The sequence below is a fragment of the Salinarimonas sp. genome, assembly GCF_040111675.1.
Lineage (GTDB): Bacteria > Pseudomonadota > Alphaproteobacteria > Rhizobiales > Beijerinckiaceae > Salinarimonas.
This window is the reverse complement of the sequence record NZ_CP157794.1, coordinates 1,122,847-1,146,130: the sequence shown is the minus strand read 5'-3', so window position 1 is coordinate 1,146,130 and position 23,284 is coordinate 1,122,847. Positions and strand designations below refer to the sequence as shown.

Genomic DNA, 23,284 nt, shown 5'->3' with positions numbered 1-23,284 from the left:
ATCACAGGCCTAGCGTGTGAGAACCGTTCCTTTACGGGTTGGCGATCAGTGTCGCCCTGACGACCACTTCAAAGGCGAAGCCGTGCAGGAGCCGCGCGATCCGAGCCGAGACGAGCCCGCCGAGCCGCCGCTCGACCGGATGCTGCGCCGCGCGTGCAGCGTCGCGGAGGCGACCGGCGCGACGGTTCTCGCGGCCGTCGGCCCGCCGGCGCAGCTCGCTCGCTACGGCGAGACGGAAGCCGGCGCGAAGACCGTCACGCTGCGCGCCGGCGACGACGGCGAGGCGATCCGTCTCGTCCTGCACGGCGCGTCCACGCCGTCCGCCGAGCAGCGGACCCGGCTCCAGGAGATCGCCGAAGGTATCGCCGCGCTCGTCGGCGCCGCGCGGACGACGGAGAGCGAGCGCCAGCGCTTCGAGGCCTGGCGGGAGCGGATCACGGCGGCGCTCGACTGCCTGCCGCATCCGTTCTGGACCATGGACCGCGAGGGTCGCTACGAGCTCCAGAACCGTCTCGATCGCGCCGCCTTCGGGGATCTGGTCGGCCGCAATCCGCTGGAGACCGCGCTCGACGACGAGATGACCCGCGAATGGCGCCGCCACCAGGAGCAGACGCTGTCGGGCGAGATCGTCCGCTTCACCATGCTGAAGCGGCAGGAAGCCGGCCGCGAGGTGTTCTCCGAGACGACGATGGCGCCGATCGTCGTCGATGGCGCCGTCGCGGGTCTCGTCGGCATCGCGCTCGACCACACCGAGCGCGTCGAGGCCGAGGCGGCGCTGCGGGAGAGCGAGAAGCGCCTGCGCGACTTCCTCGCCACCACCTCGGACTGGCTCTGGGAGACGGACGCCGAGCACCGCTTCACGATGATGCGCGACGACAATGGGAAGTCGGGCCTCGACATCGCGTCCGTCGTCGGGAAGACGCGGTGGGAGCTGGCGGACGAGGATCTGTCCGATCCGTTCTGGGCGGCGCACAAGGCGGATCTGGACGCGCATCGCCCCGTTCGCGAGTTCGTCTACCGCCGCCGCCGGCTCGACGACCTCATCGGCTATACGGAGGTGAACGGCGACCCGGTCTTCGACGAGGGCGGCCGCTTCCTCGGCTATCGCGGCACGGCACGCGAGGTGAGCGAGCGCGAGGTCGCGCGCGAACGCCTCAAGCGGCTGACGCTCATCGCGCGCCTCACCAAGAACGCGGTGATCCTGTGCGGCGCGGACCGCACCATCGAATGGGTCAATCCCGCTTTCGAGGAGCTGACGGGCTACACGCTGGACGAGGTCGCGGGCCGCAGCCCCGGCAGCGTCCTCCACTGCGAGGAGACCGACCCCGAGGCCGCCGCCGCCATCGGGCGCGCGCTCGATCGCGGCGAAGGCGTGCGCACGCAGCTCGTCAGCCGCTCGAAATCCGGCCGGACCTACTGGGTGGACATGGACATCCAGCCGATCCCCGGCGACGACGGCGGGATCGAGGGCTTCGTCGCCATCGAGACCGACGTCACCGAGCAGCTGACCGGCCGCCGCCGGCTGGAGACCGTGCTCGAGAACGTCGCGGCCGGCATCGTCATGCAGGACGCGTCCGGCGCCGTGATCGACTGCAATCGCGAGGCGGAGACGCTGCTCGGCCTCTCGCGCGACCAGATGCTCGGCCGCAAGTCCATCGATCCGCGCTGGCGGGCGGTCCGGGAGGACGGCGCGGAGCTGCCCGGCGACGAGCATCCGTCGATGATCGCGCTGCGGACGGGCGGAAGCGTGCGCGATTCGATCCTGGGCGTCCACCGTCCCGACGGCGAGCTGCGCTGGCTCAAGGTCAACGCGCGCGTGCTCGACGCCCATGCGACGCTCGGCCGGACGGTGATCTCGAGCTTCACGGACGTCACCGGCGAGCGCCTGCATCGCGAGCGCCTCACCGAGGCGCACGAGGAGACCAAGCGCGCGCTCTCCGAGCTCGGCGCCTACAAGGCGGCGCTCGACCAGCATTCGATCGTCGCCGTCACCGACCGGTGCGGCCGCATCACCTACGTGAACGACCTGTTCTGCGCCATCAGCGGATACGACCGCGACGAGCTCGTCGGCAAGACGCACAGGATCGTCAATTCCGGATCGCACCCGAGCGACTTCTTCGTCGAGATGTGGGAGACGATCGCGCGCGGTCGCTCCTGGCGCGGCGAGATCTGCAACAGGGCCAAGGACGGGCGGCTCTACTGGGTCGACACCACCATCGTGCCGATGCGCGACAGCGCCGGGCGCATCGAGAGCTTCGTCTCGATCCGCTACGACATCACCGAACGCAAGCGCGCCGAGGCCGCGGCGGAAGCCGAGATGTCCAAGCGCGCCGCCGCCGAGGGCCTCCTGCGGGACGTGCTCGACACCATCCCCGACGCCGTCGCCGCCTACGACAGCGACGAGCGATTGGTGCTCTGCAACCAGGCCTACAAGGACTTCTACGCGATCTCCGCACCCGCGATCGTCGTCGGCGCGCGCTTCGAGGACATCCTGCGCTACGGCGTCGAGAACGGCCAATACGTGGACGCCGGCGAGACGCCCGAATCGCGCGCGGCCTGGCTCGCCAAGCGGCTCGAGGTCCACCGCGAGCGCCCGACCGAACGCATCGTCCAGCCGCTCGGCGACGGGCGCTGGCTGCAGGTGCGCGAGCGGCGCTCCGCCTCCGGCCATACGGTGGGCGTGCGCACGGACATCACCAGCCTCAAGCAGGCCGAGGCCGCGATCAAGCGCCATGCCGAGCAGGACACGCTGACGGGGCTCGCCAATCGCGCCGTCGTCAATCAGCGCCTGCGCGAGCTCCTGGACGGACGACGCGCCGCGGACGGCATCGGCGCGGTCGTGCTGCTCGATCTCGATCACTTCAAGGACATCAACGACACGCTCGGCCACGACGCCGGGGACGCGCTCCTGCGCGAGGTCGCGCGCCGGCTCTCCAGCGCGGTTCGGCAGAGCGACGTCGTCGCGCGGCTCGGCGGGGACGAGTTCGCCCTCGTTCTCCCCGGGCTCGCCGATGCGGGAGACGCGCACGCCGCCGTGGTCAAGATCCACGAGAGCCTGCGCCGCGAGATCGTGATCGCCGGGCGCGAGTTCCGCCCGAGCGGCTCCATCGGCGTCACCCTGTTTCCCGCCGACGGCGAGACCCCGGCCGACCTGTTCAAGAACGCCGACATCGCCCTCTATCAGGCGAAGGCGCGCGGGCGCGACACCTGGTGCTTCTTCGACCCGGCGCTGCGCAACCGGCTCGAGCGCCGCCAGGAGATCGCCGCCGCCCTGCGCGAGGCCATCGCCGCGGAGGAGCTCCAGATCGCGCTGCAGCCGCAGGCGCGGACCCGGGACGGCTCCCATACCGGCTTCGAGGCCCTGGTGCGCTGGCGTCGCGCGGGCGAGACCGTCTCGCCGGCCGAGTTCGTCCACGTCGCGGAGGAGACCGGCCTCATCGTCGCCCTCGGGACGGCCGTCCTCTCGCAGGCGCTCGGCAGCGCCCGCGCGTTGCTCGATCGGGGCCTCGATCCGGGGCAGATCGCCGTGAACGTGGCTGCGGCGCAGCTCAAGCACGACGGCTTCGCCGCGGAGGTCGAGCGCCTGCTCCGGCGCTACGGCCTGCCCTCCGCCCGCCTCGAGATCGAGGTGACCGAGAACGTGCTCCTGGACCGCTCGAGCGACAGGATCGCCGAGACGCTACGGGCCCTGCACGCCATGGGCGTCACCATCGCGCTCGACGACTTCGGTACCGGCTACGCGTCGCTCGCGCACCTGAAACGCTTCCCCGTGGACCGGCTGAAGATCGACCAGTCCTTCGTGCGCGACATCGGCACCGACCCGGAGGACGCCGCGATCGCGCGCACCATCGTCAACCTCGCCCACTCCCTCGGGATGGAGGTGGTGGCGGAGGGCATCGAGACCCGCGCCCAGCTCGAGTTCCTGCGCCTGCACGGCTGCGATGTCGCGCAGGGCTACTTCATCAGCCGCCCGCTGCTGGGGCTGGACGCGGTCGCGCGCTATCTCGAAGCGCGCGGGCGCGCGGCGCTGCGGGCCGCGGGCGCCTGATGCGCGCGGCGCACGCGCCGTCTCACGCGACCTGGATCTTCGGGTCGCGCTCCAGCACCTTGCCGAGCTGCTTCAGGCGCCCGAACAGGCGCTCGCCCACGAGATCCGACATGTCCTCGGGCAGGTGCAGCACGATGCGCGGGGCGCCCTTGGAGGACGTGCGCGCCATCAGGGCGGTCTTCGGCAGCACGCCCTCCATCGCCACCGAGATCGGATAGGCGACCCGGAAAGCGCCGCCGAGAATTCGAGCCAACGTGATCAGCCGCGGCGTGGCGAGGCCCTTGAGCTGGCCGGACGCCTTCTCGACCGAGAGCCCCTCGTGGCGGAAATAGTTCGCCAGGGCGAGATAGGCGCGACCCGGATGGTCGATGCCGATGAAGGCCGCGTTGGCGATGATGTTGACGCTCTGCTCGCCGCGATAGTCGGGATGCGCCCGCCAGCCGATATCGGCGAGGAGGCAGGCCGCGTGCCGCAGGCGGCGCTCCTGCGGCGTCTCGTCGAGATCGAGCGAGTCGAACAGCGCGTCCGTCCACCCCATCAGCTCGACCCCGTGCCCCGGCGAGCGGGCCCGCAGGAGGTTGAAGTCCGCCGCCGCGGTGATCAGCGGGTCGGCGCCCTTGAGCTCGTCGTCGAGGCGGTCGAACAGGATGCCTTCGCGCACGCCGAGCGCCGAGATCGCCACGCTCGCCGGCTTGCCGAGGCGGATGATCTCCTCGAGCACGATGGCGCCGTAGGCGAGGAGAGGCCGGCGCGCGTCGGAGACCGATTCGATCTCCTTGAGCGCCGACGCCGGGGTGCGCTCCACCATCTCGAGGAAGGCCAGCCCGTCGGCGGGGTCGATGCGGTAGTCCTGCATCACCCGCAGCGGATAGCCGCGCTCGGCCATGTGCAGGCGCGCGAGGTTTCGCCAGGTGCCGCCCACGGCATAGAAGGTGCGGCCCTTCAGCCGGGCGAGCTGCGGGGCCCGCGGCAGCGCCTCGCGCACCAGGCGCTGCGCCTTCCTCGGGCTGTCGTCGGAGAGGTCCTGGAGGGTGAGGCCGCCCAGCGGCAGGGTGACGCCCTGGTCGGCCTTCAGCCCCTCGACGTCCACGAGCTCGAGCGAGCCGCCGCCGAGGTCGCCGACCACGCCGTCCGCCTCGTGGAAGCCGGAGATCACGCCGAGCGAGGAGAGCTCCGCCTCGCGCGCGCCGGAGAGGAGCTCGATCGGGCGCCCGACGATCGCCTCGGCGCGCTCCAGGAAGTCCGGGCCGTTCTGCGCGTCGCGCGCCGCGGCGGTCGCGAGCACCAGGATCTCGCCGACGCGGATCGTCTGGCACAGAGCCTTGAAGCGCGCGAGCGCCTTGAGCGCCCGCGCCACCGCCTCCTCGTCGAGCCGCCCCGTGGAGACCACGTTCCGGCCGAGCCCGCACAGGACCTTCTCGTTGTAGATCGGCATCGGCGCGCGGGTGAGGCCTTCGTAGACGACGAGGCGCACCGAGTTCGAGCCGATGTCGATGATGGCGATCGGCCGCCCGACCTTCAGACGTCCGGGCGCGTCGTCGCGCGCCAGCAGCTTTTCGGTCGCGATATCCACGTGTCCCGCCCCCGTAGGTCGCTCGCGTGACGTCTCAGCGCCGAGCCCGGCGCCGCGACAGCTCGCGCGGGCTCGAGGTCTTCAGGGACTTGCCGCGTCCCGAAAGGCTCGGGTTGGTCATGAAAAACTTGTGCGCGTTGAAGGGTTCCTCGTCCGCCTCCGGAACGATGCGCGCGCTCGATCCGTCGGGCAGGACGCGCCAGCTCTGCTGGTTGTCGAGGAGATTCGCAAGCATGATTTGATCCAGCACCTGCTGGTGCACCGTCGGATTGAGGATCGGCATCAGCGCTTCCACTCGCCGGTCGAGATTGCGCTGCATCAGGTCCGCCGAGGAGATGTAGACGTGCGCCTTGGGGTGGGGCAAGCCATGGCCGTTGCCGAAGGCGTAGATCCGCGAGTGCTCCAGGAAACGCCCGACGATCGACTTCACCCGGATGTTCTCGGAGAGGCCGGCGATCCCCGGCCTCAGGCAGCAGATGCCGCGCACCACGCAGTCCACCTGCACGCCGGCGCAGGAGGCGTCGTAGAGCGCGTCGATGATCTGCCCGTCGACGAGCGCGTTGCACTTCAGCCAGATCGCCGCCGGCCGCCCGGCCTCGGCGTGAGCGATCTCCTCGGCGATGTGCTGCAGGAGCCGCTTCTTCGCGGTCACCGGCGAGACGGCCATGCGCTCGAGCTCGGCCGGCTCGGCGTAGCCGGTGATGAAGTTGAAGATCCGCGAGACGTCGCGGGCGATCACGGGATCGGCGGTGAAGAAGGAGAGGTCGGTGTAGATCCGCGCCGTGATCGGGTGATAGTTGCCCGTGCCGACGTGGCAATAGGTCACGAGGTTGCCGCCCTCGCGCCGCACCACCATCGACAGCTTGGCGTGGGTCTTCAGCTCGATGAAGCCGAACACGACCTGCGCCGAGGCGCGCTCGAGGTCGCGCGCCCAGCGGATGTTGGCCTCCTCGTCGAAGCGCGCCTTGAGCTCGACGAGGGCGGTGACGGACTTGCCCGCCTCGGCCGCCTCGGCGAGCGCCGCGACGATGGGCGATTGCGACGAGGTGCGGTAGAGCGTCTGCTTGACTGCCACGACGTTGGGATCGCGCGCCGCCTGCTCCAGGAAGCCGACGACCGAATCGAAGCTCTCGTAGGGATGGTGGACGATGATGTCCTTCTCCCGGATCGCCGCGAAGGCGTCGCCGCCCTTCTCGCGGATGCGCTCCGGAAAGCGCGGCGTGTAGGGCTTGAACTTCAGCTCCGGCCGCTCGAGCCCGACGATCTGCGAGAGCTCGTTGAGAGCCAGCATGCCGTCGACCTTGAAGATCTCGTCGGGCGCGACGTCGAGCTCGTCGGCGACGAACTGGGCGAGGTCGTCGGCCATGGAGGCCTCGATCTCGAGCCTGATCACGCTCCCGCGCCGGCGCTGCTTCAGCGCCGTCTCGAAGACCCGCACCAGGTCCTCGGCCTCCTCCTCGATCTCGAGGTCGGAATCGCGGATCACCCGGAAGGTGCCCTGCCCGATCCGCTCGTAGCCGGGGAAGAGGCGCGAGGCGTGGATCTCGATCGCCTGCTCCAGCGCCACGAAGCGCAGGCCGCCCCCCCCGTCGGGCAGCTTGATGAACCGATCGATCTTGAGCGGCAGGCGGATCAGCGCGTTGAGCAGCCGGCCGTCGCTCTGCCGGCGCAGCTTGAGCGCGATCGACATGCCGAGATTGGGGATGAACGGGAAGGGGTGCGCCGGGTCGATGGCGAGCGGGGTGAGGATCGGGAAGACGTGGTGGAGAAAGTGCTCCTCGAGCCACGCTCGCTCGGCCGCGTCGAGATCGTCCTCGCCCACGAGCGCGATGCCCTCCTCGAGCAGCTCGGGCGCGAGCGTGCGCCAGCGCGCCTGCTGGTCGCTCGCGAGCGCGGAGACCTCCTGGGCGATCCGCGCGAGCTGCTCGGAGGGCGTGAGCCCGTCCTGGCTCACCGCCGTCACGCCCGAGCGCACCTGGCCCTTCAGGCCGGCGACGCGCACCATGAAGAACTCGTCCAGATTGTTGGCCGAGATCGACAGGAAGCGCAGCCGCTCGAGCAGCGGGTGGTTGGGGTTCTCCGCCTCCTCCAGGACGCGGCGGTTGAACTGCAGCCACGAGAGCTCGCGATTGACGAACCGGTGCGGCGTGCCGCGCAGGTCCGCGCCCTCGGGCGCCTCGCCCTTCTGCACCGCCGGCGGGCTGTCGACCTGCGCGATCTCTTCCGCTTCCTCGCGGGTGATGTTGGCGCGCAAGACGACCTCCTTCTCGCTCATGGTCCCGCCCGTTCGACTAGGACGACCTCGTGACGCGGCGATGATAGAGACATCGCGAGCGGCTCGAAAGGGTAGGGCTTACCCGTCCTCGGCGCCCTCCCCCGTCGTGCGCGCGATGTAATCCGCCGCCATCGGCCGGGTGATGCGCCGCTTCTGCGAGAGCGCGTCGGCGTCGAGCGCGGCGACGGCCTGCGCGGCGGCGGCGAGCGAGCGCTCGAGGCGCAGGGCGAGAAAGTCGACGACGCTCGTGTCGACGACGAGCTGACGGTCGACGAAGAGCTTCACCAGGACCGCCTTGAACACGGCGTCGTCAGGCGGCGCGAGGCGGGCGCAGGGCGCGAGCCGCAGGCGCGAGAGCAGGTCCGGCGTCGCCACGCCCCAGGCGTCGGGCGCCGCGCTCGCCGTGATCACGGTGGCGATCCCCCGCTCGCGGGCGAGGTTGAGCAGGTGGAAGAAGGCCGCCTCGTCGGCGATGCCGCGATCGGCGTCCTCGATCAGGAGGGCCGGCGCCTCGGCCAAGGCCGGCACGCGGGCGTCGACGACGTCCGCCGCGGCGATGCGGAGCGCGCCGGCGCGGGCGGCCCAGATCGATGCGAGGTGGCTCTTGCCGGAGCCCGGCGGGCCTTCGAGCCGCAGCACCGAATGGCTCCAGTCCGGCCAGGCTTCGAGCGCCGCATAGGCCGCCTCGTTGGAGGGGCCCACGAGGAAATCCTCCTCCGCGTAGCTCGGCGCGCCGGCGAGGTCGAGCGCGAGCTGGCGGGCGCCCGCGCGCCGCTCACGCATCGGGATCCTCCGAGGGCTTCGTCGGGATCCGCGGCGTCCGCGCGCGGGCGGGATCGTAGAACGGGCTTGCGAGATAGCGCTCGAGCCCGAAACGGGTGAGCACGCCCACCATCGCCGCGAGCGGCACCGCGAGGAGGAGCCCGACGAAGCCGAACAGCGAGCCGAAGGCGAACAGCGCGAACATCAGCCAGACCGGATGGATGCCCACCGCCCCGCCGAGCAGCTTCGGCGAGAGGAAGTTGCCCTCGACGAACTGCCCGAACAGGAAGACGGCGAGCGCGGCGACGATCCAGAGGTAATCCGGCCAGAACTGCACGATGGCGACGCCCACCGAGAGCAGGAGGCCGGTGAAGGAGCCGACATAGGGGATGACGGAGAGGAGCCCCGCCACGATGCCGATCAAGGCGCCGAAATTCAGCCCGATGAGCGTGAGCGCCACGGCGTAGAAGCCGCCCAGGATCAGGCAGAGCGTCGCCTGCCCGCGCACGAAGCGCGAGAGGACGTCGTCGATCTCCCGCGCCAGCCGCCGGATCGTGTCGCGATAGCGCAGCGGCAGCCAGGCGTCGATCTTGGCGACCATCCGGTCCCAGTCGACGAGGAGATAGAAGGCGATGATCGGGGTCAGCACGAGAAGCGAGAAGACCGAGATCACCGCCTGCCCGCTCGCGAGCAGCGTGCCGAGCACCGTGCCGAGATAGCCCGCCCCGCGCGAGACGACCTCGCCGATGTTGCGCTGCAGCTCGGGCCCGGAGATCTCGACGCCGAGATAGGCCAGCACCGGCGCGCCGCGCTCGACGAGAAGGCTCTGCAGGCGCGTCACGTAATCCGGCAGGAGCGTGAGGAAGCTCGTGATCTCGCGCACGAGGAGCGGCAGGAACAGGACGAGGACGATCACCACCACCAGCACGAAGACGAGCAGGATCAGCAGCGTCGCCCCCAGCCGCCCCATGCCCAGCCGCTCCAGCCGGTCCGCGATCGGGTCGAGCAGGTAGGCGAGCGCGAGCGCCGCCACGAAGGGCAGCAGGATGTCCGAGAACAACCAGAGAAAGAACCCCGCCGCGACCAAGGCGGCGAACCAGAACCCGGCCTGCTTCTGGATGGTCATCGTGCGCACGCCCCGTCCCGCGCCCGCCGGCGCGACCCGCTAAGGGCTACGGCGAAGCGGGCGCGGACGCAAGGGAGGGGACGCTCGGCCCGCCCTCAGCCCTGACGGGCGGGCGTTCTCACCACGAGGCCGTCGAGGTCGTCGCGCACGCGGATCTGGCAGGACAGGCGCGAGCTCGGCTTCACCTCGAAGGCGAAGTCGAGCATGTCCTCCTCCATCGGCTCGGGCTCGCCGACCTTCTCGCGCCATTCCTCGTCGACGTAGACGTGGCAGGTGGCGCAGGCGCAGGCGCCGCCGCACTCGGCCTCGATTCCGGGCACCCCGTTGCGCACGGCCGCCTCCATGACGGTCGAGCCCGGCTCGGCTTCGACGGTGCGCGCCTCGCCCTGGACGTCGATGAAGGTGATCTTGGCCATGAAGGGGTTCCTCGGGGTCGGTCCGCTCGCGATCGTTGCGCGGCTGACTTAGAGCCGCGCGGCGCTCCCCGCAAGAGGAGCGGCGGGACACGACGGCCGCTGCGCGACGTGATCTCGGCCGCCGCGCGTCAGCGGCCGGTCTCGAGACGACGCGCGATCTCCGCGTCCGTCTCCGCCAGCGCCCGCTCGAGGCGCGCGACGGCGTCCGACGCAGGCGCGCCGCTCCGCAGGGCGTGCTCGCAATCCTCCGCGCAGGCGGCGACGCGCGCAGCGCCCACGCCGCGGGCCGAGCCCTTGAGCGTGTGAGCCGCGTCGATCCGCGCCGTCGCGTCCCCGGCCCCGGCGACGAGCGGCCGCAGCCGCCGCATCTGCTCCCGGAACAGCTCGAGGACCTCGCGGGCGAGGTCCGCGTCGTCGAAGGTCTGCGCGGCGAGATGCGCGCGGTCGAGGAGAACGGGCTCGGGACGGGTCGGCTCCGGACGGGCTGGGGCGGGCGTCATGCGGGTGGCGGGGCTCGCGGCGGAGAGGTTCTCCACAGAGGCTTTCAGGCCACGGTAACCATAGCGTTAACGAAAACCTAAAATCGCCCGAAAGCCCGGGTTTCCTCACGGCGTGCGGCTGTCTACAGTCGGCCGGAAGATCGCGGAGGTCCGTCCGCGCGCCCAGGAGGCGGGTGCCGGGAGGACGGGGGGTCGTGGCCGGCGCATCGCGCGCCTCCGCGGACCCTCGGCCGCGGAGTTGCGTCACCGAGGCGGCGAGATGGCCACAGAAAAGAAGCTCAAGGATCCGACGGAAGCGGCGCTGTCGGCGATCGAACAGGCGCTCAACCTCGAGAGCGAGGGAGAGAGCCGGGCGCCGGAGCCGGGCGAGAAGGACGGATCGCCCTCGGCGAGCGGCGACGCCGCCCCGGCGTCGGTCGACGAGGAGCGCATCGCCAAGGTTCGCGCCAGCTTCGCGGAGGATCTGCGCCTTCCCGAGATCGACGAGAACGAGCTCATGCGTGTGCGCGGCGCCGGAACCGCCTCGTCCCAGGACGCGAGCACCGCGGCGGCGACCGCCGCCGCCGCCCCCGCCGGATCGTCGGCGCCCATCGAGTTCGGCCCGGACACCTCCCGCGTCGCCAACGACGACCGCGCCAATGTCGGGGCCCTGATGCAGGCGCTCCAGGCCCGGCCCTCGCGCAAGCCCTACGCCTACGCCGCCGCGGCCTCGCTCGCCTGGCTCGGCGGCCTCGTGGCCGTGGCGACGGCCGAGGGCGGCTCCGACGCGCTTCTGGGTCCGTGGACCGCGGCGGAGGCGGCCGTCGCGCTCGTGCTCGCCATCGCGCCGATGACCTTCCTGTTCACCGGCGCCATCCTCGCCGTGCGCTCGCAGGAGATGAAGCTCGTCGCCCGCTCCATCCGCGAGGTGGCGATGCGGCTCGGCCAGCCGGAGACCTTCTCCACCGACGCCGTGCAGACCGTCTCGCAGGCCGTGCGCCGCGAGGTCGCCGCCGTCGGCGACGGCATCGAGCGCGCGCTCGCCCGCGCCGGCGAGCTGGAGACGCTCGTGCGCTCCGAGATCGCGACCCTCGAGCGCGCCTATTCCGACAACGAGATCCGCATCCGCTCGCTGGTCGACGAGCTCGTCGCCCAGCGCGAGGCCATCGTCACCAACGCCGAGCGCGTGCGCGGCGCCATCGCCGGCTCGCACCAGACCTTCACCCAGGACCTCGAGAGCGCCTCGGCGCGCATCGTGGACGCCATCGGCGCCACCGGCGAGCGCGTCTCCGGCTCGCTCGACGCGCAGGGCGAGCAGATCACGCTCGCGCTCGGCAAGGCGGGCGAGCGCGTGGTCGAGGACATCGGCCTGCGCGGCGAGGAGCTGATCGGGCGGCTCGCGCACGCGTCGGAGGACATCAAGGCCGGCATCGTCGTCAGCGGCGAGCAGCTCACCGGGGCGCTCGACGCGCGCGCGACCGAGCTCACCGCGACGCTCGACGAGACCGGGCGCACCCTCACCGCCGGCCTCGGCGAGAGCGCGGCGGAGGTCAATCGCGCTCTGGCGCAGACGGGCGAGAGCATCGTCGCCTCCCTCACCCGCCAGGGCGAGGACATGCGCGAGGCCTTCGAGCGCACGGCCTCCACGCTGGAGACGAGCTTCGTCGCCCGCGGCGAGGAGCTGAACGCGCGCCTCGCCAAGACGGGCGAGAGCGTCGCCGCCGAGATCGCCGAGCGCGGCGAGGACCTCGGCGGACGCCTCGCGGGAACGGGCGAGGCCCTGCTGGCGCGGCTGGAGCAGACCGGCGACACGGTCGTCGCCGGCATCGCGGACCGCGGCGACGGCGTGCGCGCCGAGATCGCCGCGGCGGGGGAAAGCATCGTCGCGAGCGGCGACGGGGTGCGCGCGCGCATCGAGGAGGCCGCGCAGACCCTCGTCGCCTCGCTGGGCGAGCGCGGCGATACGCTGGCGAGCCGGCTCGAGGCCACGGGCGATCGCATCGACGCCGCCATCACGGGCAACGGCAAGGCGCTCGAGGAGAACCTCGCCGCCGTCGGCGATCGCCTCGCCGGCCTGATCGAGGCGCGCGCCACCGCGGCGACGGCCTCGATCGAGCGCGCCTCCGAGGACGTGGCCTCGACGCTCGAGACCCGCACGCAAGCGTTCCGCGCCGCCTTCGACGAGGCGGCCGAGGCGCTCGCCGGCGCCCTCGGCGGCCATGCGGACACGTTCCGCGAGGCCATCGGCGCGCACGAGCGCTCGCTGGCCGAGGCGCTCTCCTCCGGCGCGAGCCAGACCCGTGACGACCTCGCCGCCACCGGCAAGGAGGTCGTCATGGCGATCACCTCGCAGGGCGTGCGCATCAACGAGGCCCTGCAGAAGACCGGCGAGACGCTCACCGCCACGGTGGGCGAGCGCGGCGGCGAGCTCGACCGGCTGCTCGGCGAGCGGCTGGCGGGCTTCGAGTCGATCATCGTCGAGCGCGGCGGCGCGCTCGCGGAGAAGCTCGGCTCCACCGCGAGCGAGATCGACGGCGCGATCTCCGACAAGCTGACGAGGCTCGAGGCGACCATCGTCGAGCGCGGCGGCGCGCTGGCCGACCGCTTCGGCCAGGACGTCGAGACCTTCACCACGACCGTCGTCGAGCGCTTCGGCGAGATCGACCGCGTCATCAACGTCCAGGGCGCCGAGCTCGCCGAGGCTCTGGCGGCGCGCGCCCGCGAGGCGACGGAGAGCGTCGAGACGCAGCTCGCGGCGCTGGAGCAGCGCTCCGAGAAGCGCGCCCTCGAGATCACCGCCACCTTCGACGAGCTCGTCGCCAAGGTCGACCAGAGCCTCGGCGCGCGGTCGAGCGCGCTCAACGAGGCGCTCGTGGTGCGCACCGGCGAGATGGCCCGCGTGCTCGCCGAGGGCGGGCGCGAGGTCGCCCGCTCGCTGGAGAGCCGCGCGGCCGAGATCGGCGAGCTCATCGCGTCGCGCTCGGCCCAGCTCTCGGACACGCTGTCGGACAAGGCCGCCGAGATCAACGGCGTGCTCGGCGGCCGCGCCGAGGAGATCGCGCAGACCCTCGACGACCGGGTCGCCCAGCTCGAGACCCGCGTCGTCGGCCGCCTCGAGACCGTCGCCGACACGCTCGACGAGCGTGGGCTCGCCATCGACGCGCGGCTCGACGAGCGCGCCCAGAGCCTGGTGGCGCTCTACGACGCCAGCGGCAAGGCCATCGACGAGAAGCTCGCCGCCCGCGCCGCCGAGCTGGAGAACCTTTTCGACGCCCGCGCCCGCCAGGTCTCGGAGGCCCTCGACGCCAGCACCGCCGGCCTCGCCTCGGTCTTCGACGACAAGCGCGACGTCCTCGCCCGCACCCTCGACGAGCGCGGCCAGGAAGCGGCCGCCGCCCTCGACGCCCGCACCCAGGAGGTCGCGGCCTCGCTGGGCAATCGCATGGCCGAGATCGCCCAGCTCCTCTCGGACGCGAGCCGCTCCGTCGCGGCCGTGATCGACGAGCGCGGCGAGGAGGTGATCGGCTCGCTCACCGCCCGCATGTCCGAGATCCGCTCGCTGTTCGACACGCGCACGGGCGCCTTCGCCAGCCTCATCGAGGAGCACGGCCAGAAGGTGCTGGACACGCTCGGATCGCGGGTCGAGGAGGTCACGCACCTGCTGGACGACCGCTCCGGCGTGCTCGCGGGCCTGCTCGACGAGCGCACCGGCGCCATCGCCGGCCTCATCGACGAGCGGGGCCAGGGCCTCGTCGACGCGCTCGGCCAGAAGCTCGACCAGGCGAGCGCGCTGTTCGACACGAGCGGCCAGATGTTCGCGAGCCTCGTCGACGCGCGCGGCGAGCGGCTGGTCGCGAGCCTCGGCGCCCGCATCGGCGAGGTGGAGGATCTGCTCTCCTCGGGCGGCGAGCGCCTGACCATGGGCCTCGACCAGCGCGGCGAGGCCCTGATCGAGAGCCTCGAGGAGCGTATCGCCCGCATGGGCTCGCTCTTCGACGAGCGCGGCGCGGCGCTCGGCGTCTCCCTCGCCAAGACCGGCGAGAGCCTCGTCGTCGATCTCGAGAGCCGGATCGGCCGGGTCGAGAGCCTGTTCGACGAGGGCGGCGCCAAGCTCGGCGCCACGCTCGACCAGCGCGGCGAGACCCTGGTGGGCCAGCTCGAAGGCAGGATCGGCCGCGTCGAGGCCCTGTTCGACCGCGGCGGCGCCACCATCGCCGAGATCCTCGACAAGCGCTCGGATTCGATCATCGTCTCCATGGGCGAGCATATCGACCGGATGACGCATCTGCTCGACGATCGCTCCAGCGCCCTCGCCCAGTCGCTCGACGAGCGCACCGGCGCCGTGGCGCACCTGATCGAGGACCGCGGCGACGCCCTGGTCGGGGCGCTCGGCCATCGCCTGGGCGACCTCGAGGGCCTCATCGACGGCCGCGGCGGCGAGCTGGTGGCGGCGCTCCAGGCCCGCGCGGACGCCATCGGCCGCGACGTGGACGTGCTCTCGCAGCGTCTGACGGACACGCTCTCCGACCAGAGCCGGGCCCTGCTCGACGGCCTGCGCGGCCAGGGCGCGGCCCTGGAGCAGGCCTGGACCGAGTCGGCCCAGGCGCTGCGCGCGAGCCTCGACGACGGCACCCGCCAGACGGTCGACACCCTCGTCTCCACCAACGAGCGCATCCGCACCGAGCTCGGCGGCGTGCTGCTGCGCCTGCACGACGCCAATCGGGCGCTGCGCGACGTCGCCGGCTCCGCCACGGGCACGCTCTCCGAGGTCGAGCAGGCGCTCGGCGGCCGGGCCCACGAGATCGCCTCGCTCATCAACGAGGTCGCCGCCCAGACCCAGTCCGCGGCCGAGCGCGTCGAGCGCCAGGTGGAGGCGCTGGGCTCCGTCTCCGGCGGCGCCCTGCGGGAGGCGGGCGAGCTCGCCGTCCTGCTCGACGAGCGCGGCCGGCAGGTGGCGGATTCGACCCGCGACCAGCTCTCCGCCCTGACCGAGGCGGCCGGCGCGCTGGAGCGGCTCGAGGGCCGTCTCGACGGCTCGCTCGGCGAGCGCTCGCGCACGCTGGAGGCGCTGCTCGCGCGCATCGAGGCGCGCTCCGACGAGATCGCCGATGCGACCCGCGGCTTCGCCGGCCTGATCGAGACCTCTCTCCACGAGGCCGAGCAGAAGGCCCGCGACATCGGCGGCCTGCTCTCGACCACCGCGGAGAGCACCTCGAAGGCGATCGAGAGCGAGTTCGAGAAGGTGCGCGTCGCCACCGGCGACGAGCGCGCCCGCACCGCGCTCGCCATCCGCGACGCCTATGCCGAGGTCGCCTCCGAGATGAACGCGGCGCTCGAGGGAGCGGCCTCCCGCTTCCGCGACGCGGCGCAGGAGCTGCGCGGCATGACGGCGCAGATCCAGCGGGAGCTGGAGGCCACCCGCGCCGAGCTCACCCGCGGCGTGCTCGAGCTGCCGAAGGAAACGGAGGAGAGCGCCGCCGCCATGCGCCGCGTCGTCTCCGACCAGATCAAGGCGCTCAACGAGCTCGCCACGCTGGTGACGCGCTCCAACAAGGCGGTCGACGCCATCTCGGCGCAGGCGGCTTCGGCTCAGGGCGCGGCGCAGGCCCGTGCGGTCGCCGGCGCGGCCGGCGGCGCGGTGAGCGCGGCGCAGGGGAGCTACCAGACCGCGGCGATCCAGGCCGCCGCGCCTGCGGCGCGCTCGGCCGACCCGTTCGCCGCGACCCCCGCCCTGCGCGGGGCCGCCGGGCCGTCGACGAGCGGCAACGGCAACGGCGGCGCCCGGAGCGGCGAGAAGCTCTCGCTGCGCCGCGAGGAGCCGGCGCCGCGCGAGAGCGGCCGCGGCGGCTGGCTCTCCGACCTCCTGGTCCGCGCCTCCGAGGACGAGGCCGCCGGCCCGCCGGCCCCGGCCCGCGAGCCGGAGCCGGAGGAGCCCCGCGCCCGCGGCGGCAACGCGCTCGAGAGCCTCAACTCGATCTCGGTCGACATCGCCCGCATGATCGTGCACGAGGCCGCGGTCGAGCTGTGGAAGCGCTACGAGCCCGGCGCCATGGCGCGGCTCGAGGGGCGGCTCTACACGCCGCAGGGCCGCCAGACCTTCGAGGAGATCCGGCGCAAGTACCGCCGCGACGGCGAGTTCCGCCAGACGGTGGACCGCTACGTCGAGGAGTTCGAGCGCCTGCTCACGGAGGTCGCCCGCGACGACCGGGACCAGGTGCTCACGCGCACCTACCTGACCTCGGAGACGGGCAAGGTCTACACGATGCTTGCCCATGCGAGCGGGCGCTTGCAATGAGCGCGGCGCCAGGACGGATTTGGGGGGAGACGGCCCGGACATGACCGACGGAAAGCCCTGGGACCCGGCGGACGTCGAGCGCCTCCAGGCGGCGATGCCCGCCTGGTGCGCCGAGCTGCAGGGGCGGATCACCGCCGCCTTCGAGGCGATCGAGGACGACGCGACCGGCCCCTTCGACACGGAGGCGCCCGCCGATGCCGGGCGCTTCGAGCGCACGCCCTGGGCGCGCCGGGACCATTCCGGCGCCGATGGCGGCGGCGGCGTCATGGCGATGATGCGCGGGCGCGTCTTCGAGAAGGTGGGCGTGCACGTCTCCACCGTCTACGGCGAGTTCGCGCCCGAATTCCGCGGCCAGATCCCGGGCTCCGACAAGGACCCGCGCTTCTGGGCGGCGGGCATCTCGCTCATCGCGCATCCGTGGAACCCGCACGCGCCGACGGTGCACATGAACACCCGCTTCGTGAAGACCACGAAGCCGTGGTTCGGCGGCGGCGCGGACCTCACGCCGGTCCTCGACCGCCGGCGCACGCAGGACGATCCGGACACGGTCGCCTTCCACGCCGCCATGCGCGCGGCCTGCGACGACTTCGCCGACATCGCGGACTACGACCGCTACAAGGCCTGGTGCGACGAGTATTTCCACCTCAAGCACCGCAACGAGCCGCGCGGCATCGGCGGCATCTTCTACGACTATCATTGGTCGGCCGACCCGGACCGCGACCTCGCCTTCACCAAGCGCGTCGGCCTCGCCTTCCTCGAGGTCTATCCGGAGCTCCTGCGCCGCAACATGGCGACGCCGTGGACGACGCAGGACCGCCACGAGCAGCAGATCCGCCGCGGCCGCTACGTCGAGTACAACCTGCTCTACGATCGCGGCACGATCTTCGGCCTCAAGACCGGCGGCAACGTCGCCTCGATCCTCTCCTCGATGCCGCCGACGGTGCGGTGGCCCTGAGGCGGGCGCGCGTCAGGCGGCGTCGAGCGCGCGCCGCACGACGTCCGGCTCCTCGCGGATGACGGTCAGGTACGCGATCAGCGCCGGGTCGGGCCGGAAACGGCCTTGCTCGAGATCACGAACGCGCCCGAGGCTGATCTGAAAGCGCTCGGCGAATTCGGCCTGCGTCAGGCCCGTGCGCTCACGGGCCTCGCGTGCGACGCGGGCCGCGCGCATCCGGGCGATCTGATCGTCGCTGAGCGGCGGATTGTCGGGATCGTCCGCGGCGGCGTGCTCGATCTCCGCCTCGGTCATCCCCTCGAGCCGCGCCCGCTCCTCCGGCGTGAACCGGAAAGGCTCAGCCGCTGCCAGACTCTTTCGAACGGTCGCCATAGTCGACCCTTTCCCTCCTGCTGGCGCGCCGCGCCGAGATGATCCGGCAAACGTCGCCGCGCCTCGTGTAGACCACCGAGATCGCCACTCCGTCGACGGCGCCGACAGCGACGAAGCGGTCCTCGCCGTAGTCTCGACGGTCGTCTGGCGTTTCGGTCCGCCTCGGATCGCGAAACACCTCCATGGCCGCCTCGAACGGGATGCCGTGCTTCGCCGAATTGGCGGCTGCCTTACGGTCGTCCCATTCGAACTCGGCCGGCGCGAAGAGAGTACGGGCATCCCGTACAGACGTCAAACGATCCTTGGATCGCCGCATGCCCCGCGCTCCCGTCGGCCTGCAGCTGCGCCGCGGCCCACCTCTCCTTACCGCCGCCCGCGCCGCGAGTCCCGCGCACGGTCCGCGCGCCCCGTCCAGAGTCTATCCCCAGTCTTCGCCGCCCCGGAACGACTCGCGCAGAGTCACGTTCGATTCGGGTGCCGAGTCGAACGACTCGCGCGGCGAGTCCCGAAGACTCGCGCCCTCGCGCGAATTCGCGCCGAGACTGGGAGAACACGCCATGGCGGCGCGCGCGATCTGGAAAGGTTACTTGAAGCTCTCGCTCGTGTCCTGCGCGGTGGCGCTGTATCCGGCCGCGACCTCGACCAGCAAGGTGCGCTTCAACACGCTCAACCGGCAGACCGGAAACCGCGTCAAGCGGCTCTACGTCGACAGCGAGACGGGAGAGCCGGTGGAGCCCGAGGATCAGGTCAAGGGCTTCAAGGTCGGCAAGAACGAGTACATCCAGGTCGAGGACGAGGAGATCGATGCGCTCAAGCTCGAATCGACCCACACGATCGACATCGAGAGCTTCGTGCCCCGCAAGGAGGTCGACGAGCGCTATCTCGACAGCCCCTACTACCTCGTTCCCGACGACAAGGTGGCGCAGGAGGCCTTCGCGGTGATCCGCGACGCCATCCGCGAGAAGGGCATGGCCGCCATTGGGCGCGTGGTGATGGCGCGCCGCGAGCGGCTGATCCTGCTCGAGCCCCTCGACAACGGTCTCGTCGGCACGACGCTGCACTACGCCTACGAGATCCGCGGCGAGAAGGAGGTCTTCGAGGACATCCCGAAGGTGGACTATCCCGACGAGGTCAAGGATCTCGCGCTCCACATCGTCGAGACGAAGAAGGGCCATTTCGAGCCCCGGACCTTCGAGGACCGCTACGAGAACGCCCTCGTCGAGCTGATCCGCGCCAAGCAGTCCGGCGCCACGGAGCTGCCGACGCCCAAGGCCGCGCCGCCCTCCAACGTCGTCAACCTGATGGACGCGCTCAAGCGCTCCCTCGCCGCCGAGGAAGGCGGCAAGCCCGCCGAGAAGGGCCCGCCGACGAAAAAGTCCGCCGGCAAGACCACCGCCGCCGCCGAGGCGGCGGCGCCCGCGGGCAAGGCGGCCAAGCCGGCGCCGAAGAAGGCGGCCGCGAAGTCGGCGGCGACGAGCGCGACCAAGTCGTCGGGCAAGAGCACGGGCGGGACGAGCACGGGCAGGACTTCGGGCAAGAAGCCCGCCGCGAAACAGAAGAAGGCGAGCTGAGGGCGCCATGGCGCGACGCGCGACCAAGGCGAAGGCGGCGGAGCCGAAAGCGGCGCCGCCCGGCGATCCGCTCGGGCGCTATCGCGACAAGCGCGACTTCGCCGCGACGCCCGAACCGCGCGGCCGTCCGTCGGGCCGGCGTGGAGGCAGGAAGGCCGCGCCCGCCCCCCTGCGCTTCTGCGTGCAGAAGCACGCGGCGCGCCGGCTGCACTACGACCTGCGCCTCGAGCTCGACGGCGTGCTGCTCTCCTGGGCCGTGACCCGCGGCCCGAGCCTCGTTCCCGGCGACAAGCGCCTCGCGGTCCACACCGAGGACCACCCGCTCGACTACCTCACCTTCGAGGGCCTGATCCCGGAGGGCTCCTACGGCGGGGGCGCGATGATCGTCTGGGACGAGGGCGCATGGGAGCCCGAGGGCGATCCGCGCAAGGACATGGAGCGCGGCCGGCTCACCTTCACGCTGAAGGGAAAGCGCCTCGGCGGCCGCTGGCATCTCGTGCGCACCGGCGCGGGCAAGGACCGCCGCGCCAGCGCGAAGGAGAACTGGTTGCTGATCAAGTCCGACGACGAGGCCGCCCGGCCGGACGGGGCCGGCGATGTCCTCGCCGAGGAGACCACCTCGGTCCGCTCCGGGCGCACGATCGAGGACCTGAAGTCCGAGAACGTGCTGCGCGCCGACTGGGACGACAAGCTCGCCGACCCGAAGGCCAAGCCGTCCGCGAAAAAGCCGTCCGCGAAAAAACCCGCCGCCGAGAAGACGACGAAGACGAAGCGCACCGTGAAAGCTCCCGAGCCCGGCCCGGGCGACGTGAAGGGCGCGAAGAAAGCCGCCCTCCCCGCCTTCGTCCCACCCTGCCTCGCGAGCCTCTCCGACAAGGCGCCGTCGGGCGAGCGCTGGCTGCACGAGATCAAGTTCGACGGCTACCGCCTCCAGGCCCGCATCGAGGGGAGCAGGGTGAAGCTCCTCACCCGCAAGGGCCTCGACTGGACGGCGAAGTTCGGCGCCCTCGCAGAGGCGCTCGCCGCACTCGACCTCGGAGCGGCCCTGATCGACGGCGAGGCCGTGGTCGAGGACGAACGCGGCGTCTCCGACTTCGCCGGTCTCCAGGCCGCGCTGAAGGCGGGGGACACGGCGCGCGTGGTCTTTCAGGCCTTCGACCTCCTGCATCTCGACGGCGTCGACCTCGCCGGCGCGCCGCTCGCGGAGCGCAAGCGGCTGCTCGCGCTCCTCCTGGACGACGCGCCCGCCGGCGGCCGGGTGCGCCTCTCCGAGCACATCGCCGGCGACGGCGAGGCGATGAAGCGCCACGCCTGCCGGATCGGGCTCGAAGGGATCGTCTCCAAACGCGCCGACCGGCCCTATTCCTCCGGCCGCGGCGGCGACTGGCTCAAGACCAAGTGCTCCGCCCGCCAGGAATTCGTGGTCGCCGGCTACGTTCCGGCGACGAACCTGCGCAAGGCGGTGGGCTCGCTCGTGCTCGGCGTCTACGAGGGCGAGGATCTCGTCCATGTCGGGCGCGTCGGCACCGGCTTCACCGAGAAGGAGGCGCGCGCCCTCCACGAGGCCATCGAGGCGGTCCACGCCGACGCGCCGCCCTTCGCGGAGCCCCTCCCCCGCGCCGCCGCCGCGAAGGTCCGCTGGGCGAAGCCGGAGCTCGTCGCCGAGATCGAGCTCAGGGGCTGGACGGCGGACGGGCTCCTGCGGCACGCGTCCTACAAGGGGCTGCGCGAGGACAAGGACCCGCGCGAGGTCGCCCGCGAGGCGCCCGCGCCGACGCCCGTCGACGCGACGCCGGACGAGCCGGCGAAGACGGCGAAGAAACCCGCGCGGAAGAAGGCGGAATCGATGACGGAGCCGGCCGGCGCCTATTCCGGAATCAAGCTGACGAGCGCGGACCGCGTTCTGTGGGAGGGCCAGGGCGTCACCAAGGCGGGGCTCGCCGATTTCTACACGCAGATCGCCGACTGGATCCTGCCGCAGATCGAGAACCGCCCGCTCGCCCTGATCCGCTGCCCGTCCGGCGCGCAGAAGGAGTGCTTCTTCGCCAAGCACCCCTGGAAGGGCATGGACAAGGCGGTGCTGACGCCCACCATCGGCGACGACGAGGTGATCGCCGTGCGCGACCTGCGCGGGCTGATGACGCTGGTCCAGTTCGGCGTGCTCGAGATCCACCCGTGGGGCTCGACCCTGAAGAACCCGGAGAAGCCCGATCGCCTCGTCTTCGATCTCGACCCGGGCGAGGGCGTCGGCTTTCCGGAGGTGATCGCGGCGGCGCAGGCCGTGCGCGAGCGGTTGGCGGCGGACAAGCTCGAGAGCTTCGTCAAGACGACCGGCGGCAAGGGTCTGCACGTCGTCGTGCCGATCGCGCCGAAGGTCGGCTGGGAGGAGGCGAAGGCCTATACCTCGGGCATCGCGACCGCCATGGCCAAGGACGACCCCGCGCACTACACCGACACGCTCGCCAAGAAGGCGCGCCAGGGAAAGATCTTCGTCGACTACCTGCGCAACGGCCGCGGCGCCACCGCGGTCGCGGCCTATTCCACCCGCGCTCGCCCCGGCGCCCCGGTGGCGACGCCGCTCTTCTGGGAGGAGCTCGGCCCCGAGATCGCGCCCAACCATTTCACCGTCGACAACCTTCCCACCCGCCTCGCGTACCTGAACCGCGACCCGTGGGAGGGGATGCAAGAGCTGAAGCAGACGCTGCCGCGAGCGAAGGCGGCGCGCGCCCGGCGCTAGATCACGCCGTCCACGAGCAGCACGGCGTAGAGCGCCGATGCGAGGCCCATCTGCGGCGGGCGCAGACGCTCGAAGAACAGCGGCGCCTCCGCGCGGCGCGCCGCCGCCGGGTCGAGGACGAGCAGGCTCGCGAAGCCGAGCGTCGTCAGCGCCGGACCGAGCCAGGGCAGCGTCGTCGCGAGGCTCGCGAGCGCCGCGGCGAGGCCGACGGCGAAATACCACGTCATCGTCGCGATCTGGATCGCCCGCGCCCCGCCGGGGGTGCGGAACGAGAGGCCACGCCTCACGCCGGCGAGGAAGACGAGGATCGCCGCGCCCCAGAGCACAGCGAGCTGGCGCGCGAGCGCGGCGAGCGCACCCTCCAGCACGATCGCGCCGACGACCAGGATCGCCACCGGCGCGACCGCGCCGTAGCCGAGAAACCGGCTGATCGCGGAGGGGCGCGCGCGCTCCTCGACCGAGAGGCGGCGGCGGGCGTCCATCAGGAGCGCTCCCGGGTCTCCCGCCGGCTCCGGCTGCCGGGCGCGTCCGTCGCGATCTTCGCGCGATCCGCCGGCGCCGCGTCGCCCGGGTCGGGCTCGGGCCCGGCCCGGCGGCTCGCGTTGACGCTCTCGTCCGCGAGGCCCGGCGCCTCCGCGGGCTCCGGTCTCTGCTTGCGCTTGACGTCGCCCATCG

General features: G+C 72.0%; 15 protein-coding genes. 5 read left to right on the top strand and 10 right to left on the bottom strand.

The window, feature by feature from the left end:
* The first annotated feature begins 82 nt into the window (after positions 1-82).
* A complete protein-coding gene (locus tag ABL310_RS05310) occupies positions 83-4,048 on the top strand; it encodes a PAS domain S-box protein (protein WP_349370658.1) in 3,966 nt (1,321 codons plus the stop codon).
* A 22-nt stretch (positions 4,049-4,070) separates the two neighbouring features.
* Here the strand turns inward: ABL310_RS05310 and ppx are convergent, their stop codons facing one another.
* From ppx to ABL310_RS05280, 6 genes are all read right to left on the bottom strand, one after another.
* Positions 4,071-5,615 carry an exopolyphosphatase gene (ppx, locus tag ABL310_RS05305; protein WP_349372000.1) on the bottom strand — a complete coding sequence of 515 codons (1,545 nt, stop codon included), beginning with the start codon at positions 5,613-5,615 and terminating at the stop codon, positions 4,071-4,073.
* Positions 5,616-5,655: 40 nt separating this feature from the next.
* Entirely contained in the window at positions 5,656-7,896 is a 2,241-nt protein-coding gene (locus ABL310_RS05300; protein WP_349370657.1) for an RNA degradosome polyphosphate kinase, read from the bottom strand.
* Positions 7,897-7,974: 78 nt separating this feature from the next.
* The gene (locus tag ABL310_RS05295; RefSeq protein ID WP_349370656.1) at positions 7,975-8,679 is read right to left on the bottom strand and encodes a hypothetical protein; all 705 of its coding nucleotides are present in this window, start codon (positions 8,677-8,679) and stop codon (positions 7,975-7,977) included.
* Positions 8,672-9,784: an AI-2E family transporter gene (locus ABL310_RS05290; RefSeq protein ID WP_349371999.1), complete on the bottom strand. Its 1,113-nt coding sequence runs from the start codon at positions 9,782-9,784 to the stop codon at positions 8,672-8,674. The genes ABL310_RS05295 and ABL310_RS05290 overlap by 8 nt, the downstream gene beginning before the upstream one ends.
* A gap of 95 nt (positions 9,785-9,879) precedes the next feature.
* A complete protein-coding gene (locus ABL310_RS05285) occupies positions 9,880-10,200 on the bottom strand; it encodes a 2Fe-2S iron-sulfur cluster-binding protein (RefSeq protein ID WP_349370655.1) in 321 nt (106 codons plus the stop codon).
* Positions 10,201-10,328: 128 nt separating this feature from the next.
* Positions 10,329-10,700, bottom strand: a complete 372-nt coding sequence (locus ABL310_RS05280; protein WP_349370654.1) for an Hpt domain-containing protein — start codon at positions 10,698-10,700, stop codon at positions 10,329-10,331.
* Between the two features lie 259 nt (positions 10,701-10,959).
* Between ABL310_RS05280 and ABL310_RS05275 the strand changes: the two genes are divergently transcribed.
* The gene (locus ABL310_RS05275; RefSeq protein WP_349370653.1) at positions 10,960-16,974 is read left to right on the top strand and encodes a hypothetical protein; all 6,015 of its coding nucleotides are present in this window, start codon (positions 10,960-10,962) and stop codon (positions 16,972-16,974) included.
* Positions 16,975-17,068: 94 nt separating this feature from the next.
* A complete protein-coding gene (gene hemF / locus ABL310_RS05270) occupies positions 17,069-17,929 on the top strand; it encodes an oxygen-dependent coproporphyrinogen oxidase (RefSeq protein WP_374730395.1) in 861 nt (286 codons plus the stop codon).
* Positions 17,930-17,941: 12 nt separating this feature from the next.
* Here the strand turns inward: hemF and ABL310_RS05265 are convergent, their stop codons facing one another.
* Positions 17,942-18,301, bottom strand: a complete 360-nt coding sequence (locus ABL310_RS05265) for a helix-turn-helix domain-containing protein (RefSeq protein WP_349370651.1) — start codon at positions 18,299-18,301, stop codon at positions 17,942-17,944.
* Complete coding sequence (locus ABL310_RS05260; RefSeq protein ID WP_349370650.1) at positions 18,267-18,617, bottom strand: BrnT family toxin; 351 nt, start codon at positions 18,615-18,617, stop codon at positions 18,267-18,269. The genes ABL310_RS05265 and ABL310_RS05260 overlap by 35 nt, the downstream gene beginning before the upstream one ends.
* Positions 18,618-18,858: 241 nt before the next feature.
* On the opposite strand from ABL310_RS05260, the gene ABL310_RS05255 reads away from it, so the two are divergent.
* A complete protein-coding gene (locus tag ABL310_RS05255) occupies positions 18,859-19,872 on the top strand; it encodes a Ku protein (protein WP_349370649.1) in 1,014 nt (337 codons plus the stop codon).
* 7 nt (positions 19,873-19,879) lie between these two features.
* On the top strand, positions 19,880-22,609 hold the full coding sequence (gene ligD, locus ABL310_RS05250; RefSeq protein WP_349370648.1) for a DNA ligase D: 2,730 nt from the start codon (positions 19,880-19,882) through the stop codon (positions 22,607-22,609).
* Here the strand turns inward: ligD and ABL310_RS05245 are convergent.
* Positions 22,606-23,091: a DUF3429 family protein gene (locus tag ABL310_RS05245; RefSeq protein ID WP_349370647.1), complete on the bottom strand. Its 486-nt coding sequence runs from the start codon at positions 23,089-23,091 to the stop codon at positions 22,606-22,608. The genes ligD and ABL310_RS05245 overlap by 4 nt on opposite strands.
* Positions 23,091-23,282 (bottom strand): hypothetical protein, encoded by a 192-nt coding sequence (locus ABL310_RS05240; RefSeq protein ID WP_349370646.1) that lies wholly within the window; start codon positions 23,280-23,282, stop codon positions 23,091-23,093. The genes ABL310_RS05245 and ABL310_RS05240 overlap by 1 nt, the downstream gene beginning before the upstream one ends.
* Between the last annotated feature and the right edge of the window lie 2 nt (positions 23,283-23,284).

What these genes read in the sequence shown, in the direction of transcription:
- hemF (WP_374730395.1), top strand. Translation starts at nt 17,069, where the DNA reads ATGCCCGCCTGGTGCGCCGAGCTGCAGGGGCGGATCACCGCCGCCTTC.
- ABL310_RS05285 (WP_349370655.1), bottom strand. Translation starts at nt 10,200, where the DNA reads ATGGCCAAGATCACCTTCATCGACGTCCAGGGCGAGGCGCGCACCGTC.
- ligD (WP_349370648.1), top strand. Translation starts at nt 19,880, where the DNA reads ATGGCGCGACGCGCGACCAAGGCGAAGGCGGCGGAGCCGAAAGCGGCG.
- ABL310_RS05255 (WP_349370649.1), top strand. Translation starts at nt 18,859, where the DNA reads ATGGCGGCGCGCGCGATCTGGAAAGGTTACTTGAAGCTCTCGCTCGTG.
- ABL310_RS05295 (WP_349370656.1), bottom strand. Translation starts at nt 8,679, where the DNA reads ATGCGTGAGCGGCGCGCGGGCGCCCGCCAGCTCGCGCTCGACCTCGCC.
- ABL310_RS05245 (WP_349370647.1), bottom strand. Translation starts at nt 23,091, where the DNA reads ATGGACGCCCGCCGCCGCCTCTCGGTCGAGGAGCGCGCGCGCCCCTCC.
- ABL310_RS05275 (WP_349370653.1), top strand. Translation starts at nt 10,960, where the DNA reads ATGGCCACAGAAAAGAAGCTCAAGGATCCGACGGAAGCGGCGCTGTCG.
- ABL310_RS05265 (WP_349370651.1), bottom strand. Translation starts at nt 18,301, where the DNA reads ATGGCGACCGTTCGAAAGAGTCTGGCAGCGGCTGAGCCTTTCCGGTTC.
- ABL310_RS05300 (WP_349370657.1), bottom strand. Translation starts at nt 7,896, where the DNA reads ATGAGCGAGAAGGAGGTCGTCTTGCGCGCCAACATCACCCGCGAGGAA.
- ABL310_RS05290 (WP_349371999.1), bottom strand. Translation starts at nt 9,784, where the DNA reads ATGACCATCCAGAAGCAGGCCGGGTTCTGGTTCGCCGCCTTGGTCGCG.
- ABL310_RS05280 (WP_349370654.1), bottom strand. Translation starts at nt 10,700, where the DNA reads ATGACGCCCGCCCCAGCCCGTCCGGAGCCGACCCGTCCCGAGCCCGTT.
- ABL310_RS05260 (WP_349370650.1), bottom strand. Translation starts at nt 18,617, where the DNA reads ATGCGGCGATCCAAGGATCGTTTGACGTCTGTACGGGATGCCCGTACT.
- ABL310_RS05240 (WP_349370646.1), bottom strand. Translation starts at nt 23,282, where the DNA reads ATGGGCGACGTCAAGCGCAAGCAGAGACCGGAGCCCGCGGAGGCGCCG.